17 protein-coding genes, 1 pseudogene and 1 riboswitch are annotated in these 16,912 nt (G+C 62.3%); of the genes and pseudogenes, 12 read left to right on the forward strand and 6 right to left on the reverse strand.

The window, feature by feature from the left end:
* Positions 1–5: 5 nt before the first annotated feature.
* Positions 6–1,067, reverse strand: a complete 1,062-nt coding sequence (locus tag ETW23_RS02895; protein ID WP_134829062.1) for a maleylacetate reductase — start codon at positions 1,065–1,067, stop codon at positions 6–8.
* Between the two features lie 91 nt (positions 1,068–1,158).
* On the opposite strand from ETW23_RS02895, the gene ETW23_RS02900 reads away from it, so the two are divergent.
* A complete protein-coding gene (locus ETW23_RS02900) occupies positions 1,159–2,109 on the forward strand; it encodes a LysR family transcriptional regulator (RefSeq protein ID WP_134829063.1) in 951 nt (316 codons plus the stop codon).
* 82 nt (positions 2,110–2,191) lie between these two features.
* On the opposite strand, the gene ETW23_RS02905 is transcribed toward ETW23_RS02900, so the two are convergent.
* Positions 2,192–2,896 (reverse strand): GntR family transcriptional regulator, encoded by a 705-nt coding sequence (locus tag ETW23_RS02905; RefSeq protein WP_254695123.1) that lies wholly within the window; start codon positions 2,894–2,896, stop codon positions 2,192–2,194.
* A gap of 17 nt (positions 2,897–2,913) precedes the next feature.
* Positions 2,914–3,270 (reverse strand): hypothetical protein, encoded by a 357-nt coding sequence (locus ETW23_RS02910; protein ID WP_134829064.1) that lies wholly within the window; start codon positions 3,268–3,270, stop codon positions 2,914–2,916.
* A gap of 215 nt (positions 3,271–3,485) precedes the next feature.
* On the opposite strand from ETW23_RS02910, the pseudogene ETW23_RS25615 reads away from it, so the two are divergent.
* Positions 3,486–3,963: pseudogene (locus ETW23_RS25615) on the forward strand (hypothetical protein); the annotation flags it as partial.
* A 215-nt stretch (positions 3,964–4,178) separates the two neighbouring features.
* Here ETW23_RS25615 and ETW23_RS02920 read toward each other — a convergent pair.
* Positions 4,179–4,571 carry a hypothetical protein gene (locus ETW23_RS02920; RefSeq protein ID WP_134829065.1) on the reverse strand — a complete coding sequence of 131 codons (393 nt, stop codon included), beginning with the start codon at positions 4,569–4,571 and terminating at the stop codon, positions 4,179–4,181.
* Between the two features lie 23 nt (positions 4,572–4,594).
* The gene (locus tag ETW23_RS02925) at positions 4,595–4,876 is read right to left on the reverse strand and encodes a sulfatase-like hydrolase/transferase (RefSeq protein WP_247676731.1); all 282 of its coding nucleotides are present in this window, start codon (positions 4,874–4,876) and stop codon (positions 4,595–4,597) included.
* 190 nt (positions 4,877–5,066) lie between these two features.
* Here ETW23_RS02925 and ETW23_RS02930 point away from each other — a divergent pair, with 190 nt between their 5' ends.
* Both ETW23_RS02930 and ETW23_RS02935 read left to right on the forward strand, forming a co-directional pair.
* Complete coding sequence (locus tag ETW23_RS02930) at positions 5,067–6,269, forward strand: GTP-binding protein (protein ID WP_134829066.1); 1,203 nt, start codon at positions 5,067–5,069, stop codon at positions 6,267–6,269.
* Positions 6,262–6,531: a DUF6525 family protein gene (locus ETW23_RS02935; RefSeq protein WP_134829067.1), complete on the forward strand. Its 270-nt coding sequence runs from the start codon at positions 6,262–6,264 to the stop codon at positions 6,529–6,531. Before ETW23_RS02930 ends, ETW23_RS02935 begins: the two co-directional genes overlap by 8 nt.
* Positions 6,532–6,580: 49 nt before the next feature.
* Here the strand turns inward: ETW23_RS02935 and ETW23_RS02940 are convergent, their stop codons facing one another.
* Entirely contained in the window at positions 6,581–6,961 is a 381-nt protein-coding gene (locus ETW23_RS02940) for a helix-turn-helix domain-containing protein (protein ID WP_129371956.1), read from the reverse strand.
* 124 nt (positions 6,962–7,085) lie between these two features.
* Here ETW23_RS02940 and ETW23_RS02945 point away from each other — a divergent pair, with 124 nt between their 5' ends.
* The 8 genes from ETW23_RS02945 to ETW23_RS02980 all read left to right on the forward strand — a co-directional run bounded on the left by ETW23_RS02945 (position 7,086) and on the right by ETW23_RS02980 (position 16,757).
* Complete coding sequence (locus ETW23_RS02945; RefSeq protein ID WP_134829068.1) at positions 7,086–7,727, forward strand: NAD(P)H-dependent oxidoreductase; 642 nt, start codon at positions 7,086–7,088, stop codon at positions 7,725–7,727.
* A 276-nt stretch (positions 7,728–8,003) separates the two neighbouring features.
* Positions 8,004–9,686, forward strand: coding sequence for a 30S ribosomal protein S1 (rpsA, locus tag ETW23_RS02950; protein ID WP_129371954.1), 1,683 nt, complete (start codon positions 8,004–8,006; stop codon positions 9,684–9,686).
* A gap of 600 nt (positions 9,687–10,286) precedes the next feature.
* Positions 10,287–10,496, forward strand: a riboswitch (cobalamin riboswitch).
* Positions 10,497–10,651: 155 nt separating this feature from the next.
* On the forward strand, positions 10,652–12,535 hold the full coding sequence (locus ETW23_RS02955) for a TonB-dependent siderophore receptor (protein ID WP_247676732.1): 1,884 nt from the start codon (positions 10,652–10,654) through the stop codon (positions 12,533–12,535).
* A gap of 9 nt (positions 12,536–12,544) precedes the next feature.
* On the forward strand, positions 12,545–13,375 hold the full coding sequence (locus ETW23_RS02960) for an ABC transporter substrate-binding protein (protein ID WP_254695124.1): 831 nt from the start codon (positions 12,545–12,547) through the stop codon (positions 13,373–13,375).
* Positions 13,372–14,355 (forward strand): iron ABC transporter permease, encoded by a 984-nt coding sequence (locus tag ETW23_RS02965; protein ID WP_129371952.1) that lies wholly within the window; start codon positions 13,372–13,374, stop codon positions 14,353–14,355. Before ETW23_RS02960 ends, ETW23_RS02965 begins: the two co-directional genes overlap by 4 nt.
* On the forward strand, positions 14,352–15,107 hold the full coding sequence (locus ETW23_RS02970; protein WP_134829070.1) for an ABC transporter ATP-binding protein: 756 nt from the start codon (positions 14,352–14,354) through the stop codon (positions 15,105–15,107). The genes ETW23_RS02965 and ETW23_RS02970 overlap by 4 nt, the downstream gene beginning before the upstream one ends.
* Positions 15,107–15,763 carry an adenosylcobinamide amidohydrolase gene (locus ETW23_RS02975; RefSeq protein ID WP_134829071.1) on the forward strand — a complete coding sequence of 219 codons (657 nt, stop codon included), beginning with the start codon at positions 15,107–15,109 and terminating at the stop codon, positions 15,761–15,763. The genes ETW23_RS02970 and ETW23_RS02975 overlap by 1 nt, the downstream gene beginning before the upstream one ends.
* Positions 15,756–16,757 carry a hypothetical protein gene (locus ETW23_RS02980; protein WP_134829072.1) on the forward strand — a complete coding sequence of 334 codons (1,002 nt, stop codon included), beginning with the start codon at positions 15,756–15,758 and terminating at the stop codon, positions 16,755–16,757. The genes ETW23_RS02975 and ETW23_RS02980 overlap by 8 nt, the downstream gene beginning before the upstream one ends.
* Positions 16,758–16,912: the final 155 nt, after the last annotated feature.

Here is a 16,912-nt window from a genome sequence, read left to right on the forward strand (position 1 = left end):
ATGGTTCAGTTACCCGGCGCGTCTCCTCCCCAGGCGCGCGCCAGCAGGTCCCGAATGCCCGGCCGGGTGATTTCTTTTGGGTTCCAATAGGGGTTCTGCACTGCCAGATCGGCAGCGCGGTCCAGATCCGCCTCTGCCAGCCCCAGATCGCGCAGCGCCATCGGGGCGCCGTGATCCTTGGCGAATTGCCACAGTGCGGCCGCCGGATCGGCACTTCCAAAGATTTCGCCAACGGGGGCCAGCAGGCCGGGCACGGCAGCAGCGTTATAGGCGGCGGAGTGCGGCAGCACGATGGCATGGGTTTCTGCGTGCGGCAGGCCGAAGCTGCCGCCAAGTGTGTGGCAAAGCTTGTGATGCAGCGCCATGCCCACCTGTCCCAGTACCGTGCCGCAGGCCCAGGCACCCTGCTGCGTGGCAAGGCGCGCTTCCAGACCGGCCGGATCCTCCATCACCCGCGGCAGGGCGCCGGCAAAGATACGCAGCCCGGTCAGCGCCAGTTCAGTCGACTGTGGATTGCGGTCCTGCGCATAGAGCGCCTCGACGGCATGGGCCATGGCATTGAGCGTGCTTGTCACGGTCATCGGTACCGGAAGGGTTGCCACCAGTTCCGGGTCATAAAGCACGGCGGCCGGGCGCAGATTGCTGTCATTCACCGTGGTTTTCACCCCGTTCTCAGTCTGGCCGAGGATCGGCGTGCATTCGCTGCCGGCATAAGTCGTGGGCAGGGCAATCTGGGTGACGCCGATGCGCAGAGCCAGCGCCTTGCCAAGCCCGATGGTCGAACCGCCGCCGGCCGCCAGCACTGTGTCCGCGCCGACATCCTGCAGATGTGCCAGGGCTTCCTCGGTCACCTCGACCGGCGTATGCATGGCGGCGCGGCAGAACACACCTGCCGCCTTGGCGCCCAGCTGCGCCGCCAGCTCCAGCCCGAGATCCGATTGATGCGGTGTGGTCAGCACCAGAACGCGGTTGGCATCCAGCGCAGAAACATGACGGTCCAAGGCGCGGTGCAGCCCCGCCTCAAAGATGACGGTCTGATCTGATCCGTATTTTGCAGTGTCGAACATGCCGGGTGCCTCCAAACCGGGTGTGACACCAATATGATGGATAATTTTTCGAACTTGATCGAACTTGAGGGCGTTAATATAACCTTTCGGTATGAAGCTTGATCCCCGTCACCTTGAATTGCTGTTTGCCATCGTTGATCGCGGCGGATTGACTGAAGGGGCAGAGCTGCTTGGCAAGTCGCAGCCAAGCCTGTCGCGATCGCTTGCGATGCTGGAGGAGCGAGTCGGCGCCCCCTTGTTTGAGCCGGGCAGGCGCCCGCTGCAGCCGACCGAATTGGGCCTTGCCCTGGCCGAGGAAGGCAGGAAGGTCTTTCTGGCAGTGCGCGGCAGCGGTGCGGTTCTGGAACAATTCCAGCGCGGCAAAAGCGGCGCAGTGCGGGTTGCCGGCACGCCTGTGTTCCTCGACGGGGTGATCTCGCCCATGATCGCCGAGTTTCAGATGGGCTACCCGGGCGTGCGTATCGACCAGAGCTACGGCTACCCCGGCGACCTGATGCCGAAGCTCAAGGAGGGAACCCTTGATCTGGCCGTTCTGCCGTTGCGGCAGGCGTCAATTCCCGAAGGGTTCTCCTTTGATCAGATCCTGCCTGGCCGCAATGTAATTGCCTGCCGGGCAGGGCATCCGTTGGTCCGGCGCGGTGCAGTGAAGCTGCCGGAAATTGCGCAGTATTCCTGGATCGCGCCACCGGCGGACAGCCCGCTTTACCACGACCTGCGCGCGGTGCTTGAAGGGATCGGAGTGAAGGACTTCAAGGTCAGTTTCTCCGGCGGCTCCCTCAGCGCGGTGGTTAGTATCCTTACGGGGTCCGACGCGCTGACAGTGCTGCCGTTTTCCGTGGTGTTCATGATGCGGCGCCAGAAATCAATCAGCGCCTTGCCGGTCCGCATTGGTGATCCGGACCGGCATTTGGGCATTTTACGCTATGAAGCCCAGCCAATGCGGCCCTCTGTCAAGCGGTTCGCGGGCTATATCCGGAGCGAGTTCAAGACCCTGTCCGCCAGTATCACCCGTGTGGGCCAGGATGCTGTCTGGCGGCCCTAAGATGCAGGTTGCAGGCGCTGGGCATTTCCAATTCCGAACCTGGTGCCAGCACCGCAGGCCGCCAAGCGTGCCGGCGCAAACCTTACAGATGAGTGGTCATTTTATATCCGGGAGCAAAAAACAGCTTTGCCAGCGTTACAGGCTTGGTGCGCAGCCAAGTAATCCTTTCCGCCGTGAACAACGGGTCCCCCAGAGGGGCGTCCAGAAATTCGGACACTGTCTGATCGGCCTTGGTCGCCATGAAGCTCAGCTCAAGATTTGTGAAGGGAACTTTTTGCACCAGCCAGTCATTCGGACCGGATTTGGTGAAATCCGCCTCCAGTACTTCAGGGATGCTGTCTGTCACAACCCAGCGCACTTCATACTGGAACGGAGCATTGCCGGCATAATGCATACATCTGATATGCAGAACCTCCTGCTTTTGAGGGATATCAAGCCGGGCTGACAGCCATGCCGGGGCGGGCATGATACGGCTTTCCACCAGGGAATACCGGTAGGCGGCGCCTGTTTCAGCAATTTCATCCCGCACCAGGGGGATGGAAAACTGGGCTTTGCGGACCGGTGAATTCAAAACCCGCGTCCCGGCCTTCCGCTTGCGTTCCAGATAGCCTTCTTCGGCCAGCTCCCGCAGTGCCCGGTTCACAGTGGTGCGCGTGCTTGAAAATTCAACTGCCAGGTCCGTTTCGCTGGGCAGCAGACTGTCCGGCGCCCAGATTTTGTTTTGGATCCGGTCCAGAACGACCTGCTTGATATCCCTGTAGCTCATGTTCTCGCGGGGGGCTGGCATTCGGATTCCCAATTCGATTAAAGAATTTTAATGACTATATATATACACATAATGTTCGGGCGGGAAAGCGTGATGAACGACTGAACAGCCTTGTTCGGCCGGATCTGTTGCCCGGCCGAACAAGGCCTGCAAGTACGCGCGCAGAAGTGTGGCTGGCCTTTTCCGGCAAAATAGTTGGCAATGTCAATTAGCGTGACGGTCTGGCGCTCCCAGGTCCACAACTCCCTGGGTTGCAGGATCACCCTGCTGGCACGGGTGATCGAGCGCCCTTTTGTATAGCGGAATGCCGGACGCAGGCTGACCCGCGTCACCTGGTGCGTGCTGCGTTTGACCGCCGCCAAACTGTTGCTGGTTGGGCCGCGCATCGTCGCCAAGCTGTAACACATCAGGGGCAAACCAGGGGGTGAACTGTTTTCCTGCCGCAACCGGCTTGTGCACCCGTTCGATACCCTGAAAAACGTGGCGGATCCCACCTCTATATCAATGAGGCGAACGCCGCCCGGGTGCCGGAACGGGCCGGCCTGTTCGCTCGCTCCCTGTTCGGCTATCTCGGTAAGGGCCTGCAGGAGGCCGCCAAAACGGTAGTTACGTCCGCAATCTCGGCTATCCTGCGCGAGTGCATTCGGTGATGGATGGCGGAGTGCTGCAACCGCCCTTGCTGCTGTTGTCCAGCCTCGGTGACGTTTCCCGCATCGGCGAGGTGATGCTGTACCCCGTCCTCGGCCCCCGGCTGAAATCCGGCGCCATGTGCAGCCGTTGCAGGAAAACCTGTCCCTGGAAACTCAAAGAGCTGTTTGCGGAGCTGCCGTTCCGCTGGGCTGCGAGGAACCTGCCGGGCAGCGCGCCCCTGTTGGCGAAACCAGCGGCCCGCTCAAAGTACCAGATCGCAGTGCTGTACATAGACATTGGCCGCGGCGGTTCCAAGCTCATGCACCGGATCTTCGAGGAAGGCTGGATGGTGTTCAACTCCAAGCCCATCAACCACTTCGCGCTGGTCGAGGATGCCGCCAATTCCTATTTGATACGCCGTGACGCATCGCCTGCAGGCCTTGGATAGAGACTTTGAATTCCGCTGCTCATGTTCGGAAAGGCAAACGAGAGTTTGTTGAGGACCCGCAGGCCGTGCCCTGGGTTAAAAAATACATCTGCATTTCTCGAACCAAGGCTCCCGCGCCGGCGAACCGGACGGTGTGCAGGAAATCGACCTCTAGGCGGGCGGCGCAATTTTCTTAAGTAAGAAAATTGCCAAAAGTTTTTGCAAAACTTTTGTGCGCGGCAGCGGTTAATACGGCTGCCGCTCTCCCAGCAGATACCGCGCCGCATCCACATAATCAAAGGCCAGCGAAATTGCGATCACTGTGCAGACAGCCAGAATGATCCGCCGTGGCCAAACGGGCATACCGGGCTGCGCCCGCTGCCGCCACAGCCAGATCAGCAGAGGTGTCCACAGGACTATATGCGGCAGTCCCAAGAGGCGTACATATCCAAGCTGCCCGTATAGCCAATAAACTCCGGCCCCCGCCAATACACTGGCCGCCACGGTGGCCAGCCCGGCCACCCGGCTGGGCTTCCAGATCAGCAGAGCCAGCGGCAGGACAAAAGCACCCAGGAACAGAATGTTGACCCAGATTTGCACCCAGAGCGGCTGGCTTCCGATCGCTTCGTTCAGTGTCATTGCAGACCCTCCCGTTCACGAGCCTAGGGAAAGGCCGGATCGTCAGCAAGCACTACAGCGGCGATCCGGCGGCGCTGGCCGGCATAGGCGCGGGCATTGACCTCTTCCGGATCGCAGGTCGCCCGCAGCCGCCGCCCGTGCCGGCACGCACATGGGGAGGGCGTATAGGCCGAGGTGAGCATCGTGCCGCGTGCGGCCAGCGCATCCGGGTTCGGGGTTTTCACAATCGGATGGCCGGCGCAACCCATCGCATCCTTGCGGTGCTCGCCGGAGATGATGACAAGGAAATTCAGTTGCTGGCTCATATTGTGCCCGCTTTTGACTGCCGGTCCAGACTGCAAGCGAAACACAGCGGCTGAATGCCGTTTTGCGTTATCCGGAAAGCGGAAGACACCCATTAGCCATGGCCCGTCTGCAGGTTTCAGGGTTGCGGGTTGCGATACAGGCTGCTATCCAGCCTATGATTTGTTATGATATAACACTTAGAGATCCCGCATGATAGATAAGAGGCTGCCGGTTACGGTCCTGTCCGGCTTTTTGGGGGCGGGCAAGACCACGCTCTTGAACCACGTCCTGAACAATCGCGCGGGCCGCAAGGTTGCGGTGATCGTCAATGACATGAGCGAAGTGAATATCGACGCAGACCTGGTGCGCGGCGGCTCCGAACTGTCGCTGCAGGACGAAAAACTGGTTGAGATGACCAACGGCTGCATCTGCTGCACCTTGCGCGATGACCTGCTGCAGGAGGTGCGCCGCCTCGCGGGGGAGGGGCGCTTTGACTATCTGTTGATCGAAAGCACCGGGATTGCCGAACCCTTGCCGGTGGCCGCAACGTTTGATTTCCGGGATGCCGATGGCGCCAGCTTGTCGGATGTTGCCCGGCTGGATGCGATGGTGACGGTGGTCGATGCGGTGAACCTGTTGCAGGATTTCAGCAGCCACGATTTTCTCAGCGACCGCGGCGAAAGCCTGGGCGAGGAAGACGACCGCACATTGGTCAACCTGCTGACCGACCAGATCGAGTTCGCCAATGTCATTATCCTGAACAAAGTGTCGGATGCGGGGCCGGATCAGACCGCCGCAGCCATGGCCGTCATCAAGGCGCTGAACCCGGATGCCGAAGTTATTCACGCGGATCATTCCAAGGTGGACGGTAGTAGGATCTTTAACACCGGCCGGTTCGATTTCGACCGCGCGCATGAGCACCCCCTCTGGGCCAAGGAACTCTACGGGTTTGATCGCCACGTGCCGGAGACCGAGGAATACGGCATTTCCTCCTTTGTCTACCGCGCCCGGCGGCCTTTTGATCCCGCCCGGATCCACCCGGTGCTGAATGGCGATCTGCCCGGCGTGATCCGGGCCAAAGGGCATTTCTGGCTGGCAACCCGTCCCGAATGGGCTGCTGAGTTTTCGCTGGCCGGGGCAATTTCCTCGGTCCGGCCGCTGGGGTTGTGGTGGGCCGCTGTGCCAACAGACCGCTGGCCAACCCATCCCGAAGCCCGGCGCGAGTTTCTGCAGAACTGGGATGAAACCTGGGGCGACCGCCGCCAGGAACTGGTGTTTATCGGGGCGGGCCTGGACAAGAACGCGATCACCGCCAGTCTGGACGCTTGCCTGATGCCGGAACCCGCAGGCGGCTTCGATCCCGCTTGGGCCGCGCTGGACGATCCTTTCCCGGGCTGGCGCCGCAATGGCTGACGGCAAGGCAGGCCGGAACCTGAATTCCGGCCTGAAACGCCGGCGCCGGGCAGGGGACCCGATGCAGGCCTATGACGCATTGCCGCCCGGGCTGCGGCGCTGGCTGGCCTCTGCCTGCCTGCCTTGGAGCCCGGCATCGGCCCTGAGGATCTGGAATAATGCGGGCGGCAGCAAGGATCCCGGTGCCGCCGCGACCCGGCTGAACGCCGCGGAACAGTCCCTAATGCGGCGCGATGCCGGGGTCTGGAATATCCGCAAGTAGCAAACCCTCGCGGTAGGCACTGATCCGGGTACCCTGCCATTCAGCGCCATCAGGCGGATTTCTTTTCCGCCTCCGCAGCCGCATCGAACTCCGCCCGTGCGGCATCGATCACCGGCAAATGCTCCAGCGCCCAAAGCCCCAGCGCGCGTAATGGCTCGCGGAACGACTCTCCCAGAGGTGTCAGCGCGTATTCCACCTTGGGCGGGATCGTCGGGTAATAGGTGCGGCTGACCAGCCCGTCGCGTTCCAGGCTGCGCAGGGTCAGGCTCAGCATCCGCTGGGAAATCCCCAGGTTCCGCTTCAGCTCGTTGAACCGCAGCACCCCGTATTGCGCCAGCGAGATCACCACCAGCACGCTCCAGCGGTCCCCGACCCGTGACAGCACCTCGTTTATGCGGCTGCAGTCCGGGCATTTGGCGGCGTCTGCCATGGCGGTTCCTTCCGTGTTACCGGGGCTCAAACCTGTGCCTTCTTGCGCCCCTTCCGGTACCCCTTATATAGCCAGTCACAAATGTATACCACCCCTGGCAGTCTGCCGAGAAAGGACCCAAGACATGAGCAAGAGCACCCTGATCGAGAAACTGAACTGGCGCTACGCAACCAAGAAGATGGACCCGGCAAAACCTGTGCCGCAGGAAAAGGTCGAGCAGATCATCGAGGCGATCCGCATGGCGCCGACTTCCTCGGGCACCCAGCCGTTTGAGGTGTTTGTCATCACCAACCCCGAAATCCGCGCGCAGATCCGCCCGCACGCCTGGGATCAGGCCCAGATCACCGACGGTTCGCACCTTCTGGTCTTTGCCGCCTGGGACAACTACTCGGAAGACCGTATCGACGCCGTCACCCGCCAGATGACCGAGGAGCGCGGCGAGGTACCGATGCTGAACCAGTACTATGATAACCTCAAGGCGACCTATCTGCCGCGTGAAGAGCGCACCAACCACGACCACGCTGCCCGCCAGGCCTATATCGCGCTGGGCTTCGCCCTTGCCGCCGCCGCCGAACTGGAGGTCGACAGCACGCCGATGGAAGGCTTCACGCCGGAAAAAATCGACGAAATCCTGGGGCTCAAGGACCGTGGCCTGCGCTCGGTCCTGCTCTTGCCGCTTGGCACCCGCGCCGAAGAAGGCGACTGGCTTCTGCCGATGAAAAAGGTCCGCAAATCCCGCGACACCATCGTGACCGAAATCGCCTGAGGCGTGAACAATGCGGCAAGCGGCAATCCAGGCCGCTTGCCGCAGCTCTGATCAGCTTCCTCTTGCACGCACCCGGGAATCCGCCTATACGCGCGCTGTCGGTACAAGGGCGGTCAACGTCCGGATGACACATCTGAGCAGGGCTGGGGCACACCTCGGCCCTTTGTGTTTGTTTGATCAGATGTGATCCGGGCCACGTCCTGTGCGGCTGAACCAAGACCGGCGGAGACAACCGCATGGCCAGAAAAACCGTATGAAAAGGAAATCTGAGACCTCATGGCTCAAAACGTATCAATGGAGGATTTCGAAGCCCTCCTGAATGAAAGCTTCGAAATGGACACTCCGGACGAGGGTTCGGTTGTCAAAGGCAAAGTACTGGCAATCGAAGCCGGTCAGGCCATCATCGACGTCGGCTACAAAATGGAAGGCCGCGTTGATCTGAAAGAATTCGCAAATCCCGGCGAAGCTGCTGAAATCGCTGTCGGCGACGAAGTGGAAGTCTTCCTGCGCTCGGCTGAAAACGCCCGCGGCGAAGCCGTCATCTCGCGTGAGATGGCCCGCCGCGAAGAAGCCTGGGACCGCCTGGAAAAAGCATACGCAGACGATCAGCGCGTCGAGGGCGCGATCTTCGGCCGCGTCAAGGGCGGCTTCACTGTCGACCTGGGCGGCGCTGTTGCGTTCCTGCCCGGTAGCCAGGTTGACGTGCGCCCCGTGCGCGACGCGGGCCCCCTGATGGGTCTGAAGCAGCCGTTCCAGATCCTGAAAATGGACCGCCGCCGCGGCAACATCGTTGTCTCGCGCCGCGCCATCCTGGAAGAATCGCGTGCCGAACAGCGTGCCGAAGTCATCGGCAACCTGACCGAAGGCCAAGCGGTCGACGGTGTGGTCAAGAACATCACCGAATACGGTGCGTTTGTTGACCTGGGCGGCGTTGACGGCCTGCTGCACGTCACCGACATGGCATGGCGCCGTGTGAACCACCCCTCCGAGATCCTGTCGATCGGCGAAACCGTCAAGGTTCAGGTCATCAAGATCAACAAAGAGACCCACCGTATCTCCCTCGGCATGAAGCAGCTGCAGGAAGATCCGTGGGATCTGGTTGGCGCCAAGTACCCGCTTTCCTCGGTCCACAAGGGCCGCGTCACCAACATCACCGATTACGGTGCATTTGTTGAGCTGGAGCCGGGCGTCGAAGGTCTGGTGCACGTCTCCGAGATGTCCTGGACCAAGAAGAACGTCCACCCGGGCAAGATCGTCTCCACTTCCCAGGAAGTCGACGTCATGGTTCTGGAAATCGACGGTGCCAAGCGCCGCGTGTCCCTGGGCCTCAAGCAGACCATGCGCAACCCGTGGGAAGTCTTCTCCGAAGCCAACCCGGAAGGCACCGAGGTCGAAGGCGAAGTCAAGAACATCACCGAATTCGGTCTGTTCATTGGCCTCGACGGCGACATCGACGGCATGGTTCACCTCTCCGACCTCAGCTGGGACGAGCGCGGTGAAGATGCGATCCAGAACTACCGCAAGGGCGACATGGTTTCGGCCGTTGTTTCCGAAGTGGACGTCGACAAAGAGCGTATCTCGCTGTCGATCAAAGCTCTGGGCGGCGACAAGTTTGCAGAAGCGGTTGGCGGCGTGAAGCGCGGCTCGATCGTGACCGTGAACGTGACCGCGATCGAAGACGGCGGCATCGAAGTGGAATATGAGGGCATGAAGTCCTTCATCCGCCGCTCCGACCTGGCGCGCGACCGTGCCGACCAGCGCCCCGAGCGCTTCTCGGTTGGCGACAAGGTCGACGTCCGCGTCACCAACGTCGACTCCAAGACCCGTCGTCTGGGCCTGTCGATCAAGGCACGCGAGATTGCAGAAGAGAAAGAAGCAGTGGAACAGTATGGCTCCTCGGACTCCGGCGCATCGCTGGGCGACATCCTGGGCGCCGCACTGAAGTCGGGCGACGAGTAATCTCCCCGGCCTCACGGCTGCTGAAAACGAAAGCCCCGCAGGTGTCTGCGGGGCTTTTTTCTTGGTTGGGAGGGCTGGTTCGAGCCCATTGCGGAAGTGCCGGATTCTCGCGGCGCGCGTGCAGCACGACGGCCCGCTGCACTTCCGGAAACCGCCCGCTGCATGGCAGAAGGAAGTGCGGAGGGTTAGGCATGGTGCAGGGACGTTTTGGCGGGCAGTGCCCAAGGCGCGCAGACGCCTTTCCTTCACCGCGGCTGCAAGCAGACAGGGCAAGAGGAAACACTTTTGCCACTAATCGCAGAAAGTGAACCTTCCAGTTTTCAACTGGCATTGGAAAGGAGCAACGACGGGCTTGCCTGCATTGCAAAAGCTCGCCTCATAGGTCCCGCATGAGATTGAACAGCAGTATCGGCCGCGGTTCGACATACTCCCTTTCAGACTTAAGCCGCATCCCCGGTGCTCAAAGCCGAATTTTCTTCACGAAGATTCTCGGACGTAAGTGTATAAATTTAAACAATTGTTTTTTCATTTCACCTTGCAGTCAATCCATAGCAATCTCGATTGAGTTTGCTTCCGCTTGACAGAACAAATCCGGTTTGCCTAAGTCGCGCCTATTCTGGTCCGGCTGGGAAACCACCCGGGTAAAAGGGAACACGGTGAAGTGTAGCCAACAGGCGCTGAATCCGTGACTGCCCCCGCAACTGTGAGCGGAGAGCAATGCTGCGAAATGCCACTGCCCCAAGGGGCGGGAAGGCGCGGCAAAGCTTCGACCCGCGAGTCAGGAGACCTGCCAGGATGATCACCCTATCCCGGTGCGGGGCGCGCCGTAGATAACGGATTTCCGTAGTGGTGGCAGTTTTCACCGTCTGCGGAGGCAGTGCCTTCCAAAGACCCGACCCGAATACACTGCCCGCTTGGGCAGTCACTTGGCCTGCGTTTGTTGCGCGGGCCGGGAGGAATGGAATATGCGCAAGGCAAGCTTGTCCCTGGCCGCGGCCCTGGCCGTCACCCCTGCAATCGCAACCGCCCAGGATTCAGAGGTCACTGACCTGGCGGAGATCATCGTCTCCGGCGGCCTGACGCCGATTGAGGCCCAAAAATACGGCCGCTCCGTCTCAGTTCTGACCAGCGAAGAAATCGAAGATCGCGGTATCACCACTGTCCAGGACGCGCTGCGTTCGGTCCCCGGCCTGATGATAAACGGCTCCGGCGACAGCTTTACCCAGGTCCGCATCCGCGGCGCCGAAGCAAATCACACGCTGATCCTGATCGACGGTGTCGAAGCCTCTGGCGGTGACAGCGAGTACATCCTGTCCGGCCTGGACACTGCCAACATCGAGCGGATCGAGGTCCTTCGCGGCCCGCAGTCGGTGTTCTATGGCTCCAACGCCTCAGCCGGTGTGATCAACATCATCACCAGGACCGGCGGCATCGGCACCGAATATGGCGGTAGCGCCGAGGCGGGTTCGGACGGCTACCGGGCGTCGGCGCGGATCTCGTCACGGACCGAGCGCGGCGGCATTTCCTTCAGCTTCGCCCATGACAATGACGACGGCTACGATACCTCCGGCGATGGCGGTGAAGAGGACGGCATCCGCCGCAGCACCTTGCAGCTGAAGGGCGATTACCTCGTCACCGACCGGCTGAAACTTGGCTTCAACGTCCGCACCTCGGATGAGCGCCATGACAGCGACAGCACTTCTTTCACCGCAACAGACGCAGCCAGCTATGTTGTGGATGATCCCACGCAATTCAGTGACCGCGATGAGCAACTGGCCCAGATCTACGGCGAACTGGACACGTTGGGCGGCCGCCTGAAGCATCGGTTGTCGCTGGAACGCACTGACTTTGACCGCGCTTTCAATGGCGGCACCCCGACAGAGACCAAGACCGAAGCAGCAAATTACCTGCTGAGTATTGGCCTGGACGGGCAGCCGGCGGATCAGGCAGACCACCTTTTGAACGCAATGCTGGAATGGGAAAAGGATTCCAGCAGTTCCAACCCGGCCTTTGCGCGCGAAACCAGTTCGATTGCCCTGGAATACCGCGGCAGCTTTGCCAACGGCCTGGATCTGCAGCTTGGCGTGCGCCACGACAACAACAGCGTATTCGAAGATGCCACCAGCTGGACGGCCAGTGCCTCTTATACTTTCGCAGGCAGCGGTGTGCGGCTGCACAGCTCCGCCGGGACAGGGATCGTGAACCCGTCTTACTTTGAGCTGTTTGCCAACAGTACATTTGGCGCCACCACCTACCTGGGCAATCCGAACTTGCAGCCGGAGGAAAACCGCAGCTTTGATTTCGGGGTAGAGGTGCCGTTCCTGCAAGGGCGCGGTCTGGTTGATGTGACCTATTTCGACGAGACGCTGACAGGAGAGATCGAGAGCTACATGGTGAACGCAACCACGTTCTCCTACCGCAATCAGGCAGGCGACAGCGAACGCAAAGGCGTTGAGTTGGCGGCAAGCCTGGATGCCACAGAAAACCTCTATCTGAACTTGTCCTACACCTATCTGGACGCCACCAACCCGGATGGTTCGGTTGAGGTTCGCCGTCCGGAGCACGAACTGCTGCTGAGCGCAACTCTGAAAACCTTCAACGGCCGCGGCTCTGTGACGACTGATGTCCGCCATGTAGCAGGCAACTGGGATACTCAGTTTTTCGGCTCTTTTGCTACTGCTGAACTGCCGGAATACACCACCGTCAACGTCTCGGCCCAGTATGACTTGACCGACAAAGTGGTGCTGACCGGGCGCGTCACCAACCTGTTCGACGAGGACTACGCCGACGTCTGGGGCTACGCCAAGCGCGGCCGTGCCGCCTATATCGGCGTAAGGGCCGCGTTCTGACCCATGCGCATGCTGCCCGGCATAGTCCTGGCTCTTTTGTGGGCCGCCACCGGTGCTATTGCCGGGCCGTCGCGCGTGGTCACGATGAATCTTTGTGCCGACCAGCTGGCGATGCTGCTGGCGGCCCCCGGCCAGCTGGCCTCGGTCTCCTATATCGCGCGGGACACACGCGCCTCGGCCATGGCTGACGCAGCAATGGCTTATCCCGTCAATCACGGGCTGGCTGAGGAGATATACCTGCTGCAGGCTGATCTGGTGATTGCCGGCGCCTATTCAACACCTGCCACCACGGATATGCTGCGCCGTCTTGGCGTGCCGGTGGTGGTGTTCCAGCCTGCCAGCTCACTGCAGGATGTGCGCGCACGTATCCTGCAGATGGGTCAGGTTCTGGGCCGCGAAGAGGCGGCCCGCGCATTGCTGGCAGACTATGACCAGCGGCTGGAAAAGTTCGAGCAAGCTGGGCCGGAGGCACCACGCGCCGTGCTTTATGCCGCCAACGGGTTCACTTCCGGCAGCATGACCCTCGCGGGCCAAATCCTGCGCGCGGCGGGACTGCGCAATATCGCGGATGAGCTGGGCTATGCGCACTCCGGTCATATGCCGCTGGAACTGCTGGCGTTGGCCGCGCCGGATCTGCTGATCGGCACGTCGCCCTATCCGCGCGCCTCCCGCAGCGAGGACAATCTGGCGCATCCGGTGGTGCGGCAGCTGGCCGCCCGCAGCGGTGCCGGGCAGATCCGCGATGCGGATTGGGTCTGCGGCACCCCGCATGTGCTGCGCGCGGTGGCGGCGCTGGCGGAGGAACGCCGCATTTTTCTGGAAAAGGAGGGCCGGGAATGACCCGTCTGATGCTGATGCTTGCCACGGCCGTTCTGGCGTTGTTCCCTCTGTCGCTGACCGTGGGGCCTGCGGATGTGGGCATCGGCGAAAGCCTCGCGGCCCTTTTTGACAACAGCTATGGCCCGCTGACGCTGGTGATGCGCGAAATCCGGCTGCCGCGGGCGCTGCTGGCGGTGATTATCGGCGGAGGTCTGGGGCTGACGGGGGCCGCGATGCAGGGCTATCTGCGCAATCCGCTGGCGGAGCCGGGACTGATCGGCGTGTCCTCCTCGGCGGCGCTGGGGGCGGTTTTGGCGATCAACACCGGACTGGCGGCCAGCCTCACCCTGGGCCTGCCGCTGGCCGCTCTGGCCGGTGCTTTGGCGGGTGTGTTTCTGGTGATGGCGCTGGCCGGGCCGCAGGGCGGCTCGCTGACGCTGATCCTGGCAGGGATCGCGATTTCGGCGATGGCGGCGGCGCTCACCTCGCTGGTGCTGAACCTGTCGCCCAACCCCTTTGCCGCCAATGAGATCGTGTTCTGGATGATGGGCTCGCTGGCGGACCGTTCGATGCTGCATGTCTGGCTGGTGCTGCCGTTTGCGCTGACCGGGGCCGCGATCCTGATGACGCTGTCGCGGGGTCTGGATGCGCTTACTCTGGGCGAAGATGCGGCGCAGACCATGGGAATGAACCTGAACCGCCTGCGGCTGCTGTTGGTGGTCGGGACTGCCGCCATTGTCGGCGGCGCCACTGCTGTGGCGGGCGCTATCGGCTTCATTGGCCTGGTGGTGCCGCATATCCTGCGCCCGCTGGTTGGCGGCCAGCCGTCGCGGCTGTTGTGCGCCTCGGCGCTTGGCGGGGCCATCATGCTGCAACTGTCTGATATCGCTGTGCGGATCATCCTGCCGTCGCGGGATCTCAAGCTGGGGGTGGTCACTGCGCTGGTTGGCGCGCCGCTGTTCCTGCACCTGATCTACAAGACGCGGAAGGGGCTGGCATGAGCGTGCTTTCAGTCCGGAACCTCGCTGTCACATTGCGGAACCGTCCGGTGCTTCGCGATGTGTCGTTTGAAATCCAGGCAGGTGAATTCGTCGGCCTGTTGGGGCCGAATGGCGCAGGCAAAAGCAGCCTGATGCGCGCCGCCCTGGGGCTGATCCAGGCGCAAGGGCACAGCTCGCTGGCAGCGATGAGCGCGGCGGAGCGCGCCCGCGCGGTGGCCTGGATGCCGCAATCGCGCGAGATCGCCTGGCCGATCCCGGTGGAGCGGCTGGTGGCGCTTGGCCGCCTGCCGCATCTGCCGCAGGGGCTGCGGCTGCCGCCTGGCGATCAGGCGCTGGTCAATCAATCGATTGGGCGCATGGGACTGGATCCGCTCCGCCAGCGTGCTGCATCGCGCCTCTCGGGCGGCGAGCAGGCCCGCGCGCTGATTGCCCGCGCGCTGGCGCAGGATACGCCGCTTTTGATGGCCGATGAACCTGCCGCAGGGCTGGACCCGGCGCATCAGATCTCCACTATGGAGGTCTTTGCCAGCCTCGCTGCCGAAGGCCGCGCCGCGCTGGTATCTCTGCATGATCTGGGGCTGGCGGCGCGCCATTGCACAAGGCTGATCCTGCTGGCCGAAGACAGCATCCTCGCCGACGGGCCGCCCGCCGAAGTGCTGACACCGGACTTGATGGCCCGCGCCTTTGGCATCTCGATCTGGCATGAGACCACGGCGCAAGGGCCGGTATTCCAGCCGCTGGAGGTGCTGTGATGGGCAGGGTCACCCTGGAACACCCCTGGATCGAGTTTGACCTCGGTGCAGAGATGCAAGTGCTGAGCTTGGCAGTGAACCGCCCCGGCTTGGTCACCGCCCGCCGCATCCTGTGGCGCGAAGTCCGCAACAGTGACCTGCCGCGGGATCTGGATGTCACCGAATGGTTTGCCGGTGAACTGGCACAGCGGGGTGGCGGGGATGCCGTGGCCTTTCTCACCTCGCGCGATGTGCGCCGCTACTGCGAAGCCATGGCTGAGGTGGAGGGCATCCAGGCCCATGCGGTAGCCACCGTCGGGCTGTCCAACGCCGAGCGGGTTGGGAGCCGGATGGACTACGCCGGCCGCAACTGGGGCACCATCAATGTCGCACTGCGCCTCTCCGAAGGGCTGACCCACGCCGGGCTGATCGAAGCGATGAGCATCGCGGTCCAGGCCCGCACCGCGGCCGTGATGGACGCTGGCATCATTTTGCCAAGCGGAACCGCGACCGGCACCGGAACCGACTGCGTCGCGGTGGCCGCCCTGGCCGGCGCAAACCCCTATGCAGGGCTGCACACCGCCACCGGCGAAGCCATCGGCAAAGCCGTTTATCAGGCCGTCCACACCGGCGCTCTGGAGCGGAAAACAACCAACAGGTGGGCCGCAGATGCCTAAGCTTCAACAAGTGCTGAAAGACGCGCTGATGCAGGAAGACTGCGGTTGGAACATGGGGTCTTTTGGCGCCATAGGTGAGTTCCACCACGTCTATGGCGACCCGGCGCCGCAAGAACATGCCGGGCTTATGCAGGTCACGGACCGCGGCGGGGTGCGTATTGATACGCTGGAGGGCGTGCGCCCGGTGGCCTATGAGATCCTCAGCCCCAAGCCGCACCGCTGGACCCAGGCGGTATCCCTGTGCCTGCCGCATGACGCCGCCGCGATGAACCAGCGCGATGTGCTGACCGCGCTTGGCCCCGACGAAGATGCGCTGCGCGACGAAGACCGCGGCGCCCAGTTGTTCGACATGGGGCTGGGCCAGTACCAGGCGGATTTCTGCATCCGCACCGCCGACCCGGAACTGCTGGAAGTTTTGAACGAAAACGCCGGCCGGTCGCTATTCGAGCACGGCAACCCGGCGATGGGTGCGATCCTGAAGCACCATCCGCATCGGGTGCTGCTGACCCGCCTTGGCCGGGTCGAAGTTTATCAAATGATCTGCGGTCCCGACACCGGTGGCAAATCCCCCGAAGGCCCGCACACCCATGTGCTGCCCAAGCTGCTGCGTGCCGAGCGTACCCATTCCGCCAACACCCCGATCCCCGAGGGCTGGGTGCCCTGTTGCGGCGTGCATCCGGAGAACCCGGTGGTCAACCGGCTGGGCGAGGACAAGGTGTTCAACCGTGCCGCCTTTGATGCCTTTCAGGAGCTGCTGGGTGCTTGGGGCGCCGAAGCATATTGCCAGGGTAAGCAGGCAGTGTGGGGGCTGCTGAATACAGAAACACCTGCTGAGGATGCCGAAGAGCCCGGCACCCGCGAAGGCCGGGCAGGCTGGCGCAATGGCATCCGTCAATGGCGGTTGCTGCACGGCCCCAGCCGCCTGAGCGTATCCTATGCCGAACGCTTTGACCGCGGCGCAGAGCAAACCGACCCGGAAAACCCGGGCCACTGACGGAGGCTGCGCTGTTCCTTGCCCCTCTCCTTGTTTTCATGGCCCGCGGCGGCCCCGCCCTGTGGGTGATTGCAGGGCTGTCGGTGCTGACCCCGCGCTGTTTTTCTGGTGTGCAACCCGGCTTGCGCTGGCGGGCGCCTGGCACAAACCGCTGA

The organism is Leisingera sp. NJS201 (assembly GCF_004535885.1).
In the GTDB taxonomy this organism is placed as follows: domain Bacteria; phylum Pseudomonadota; class Alphaproteobacteria; order Rhodobacterales; family Rhodobacteraceae; genus Leisingera.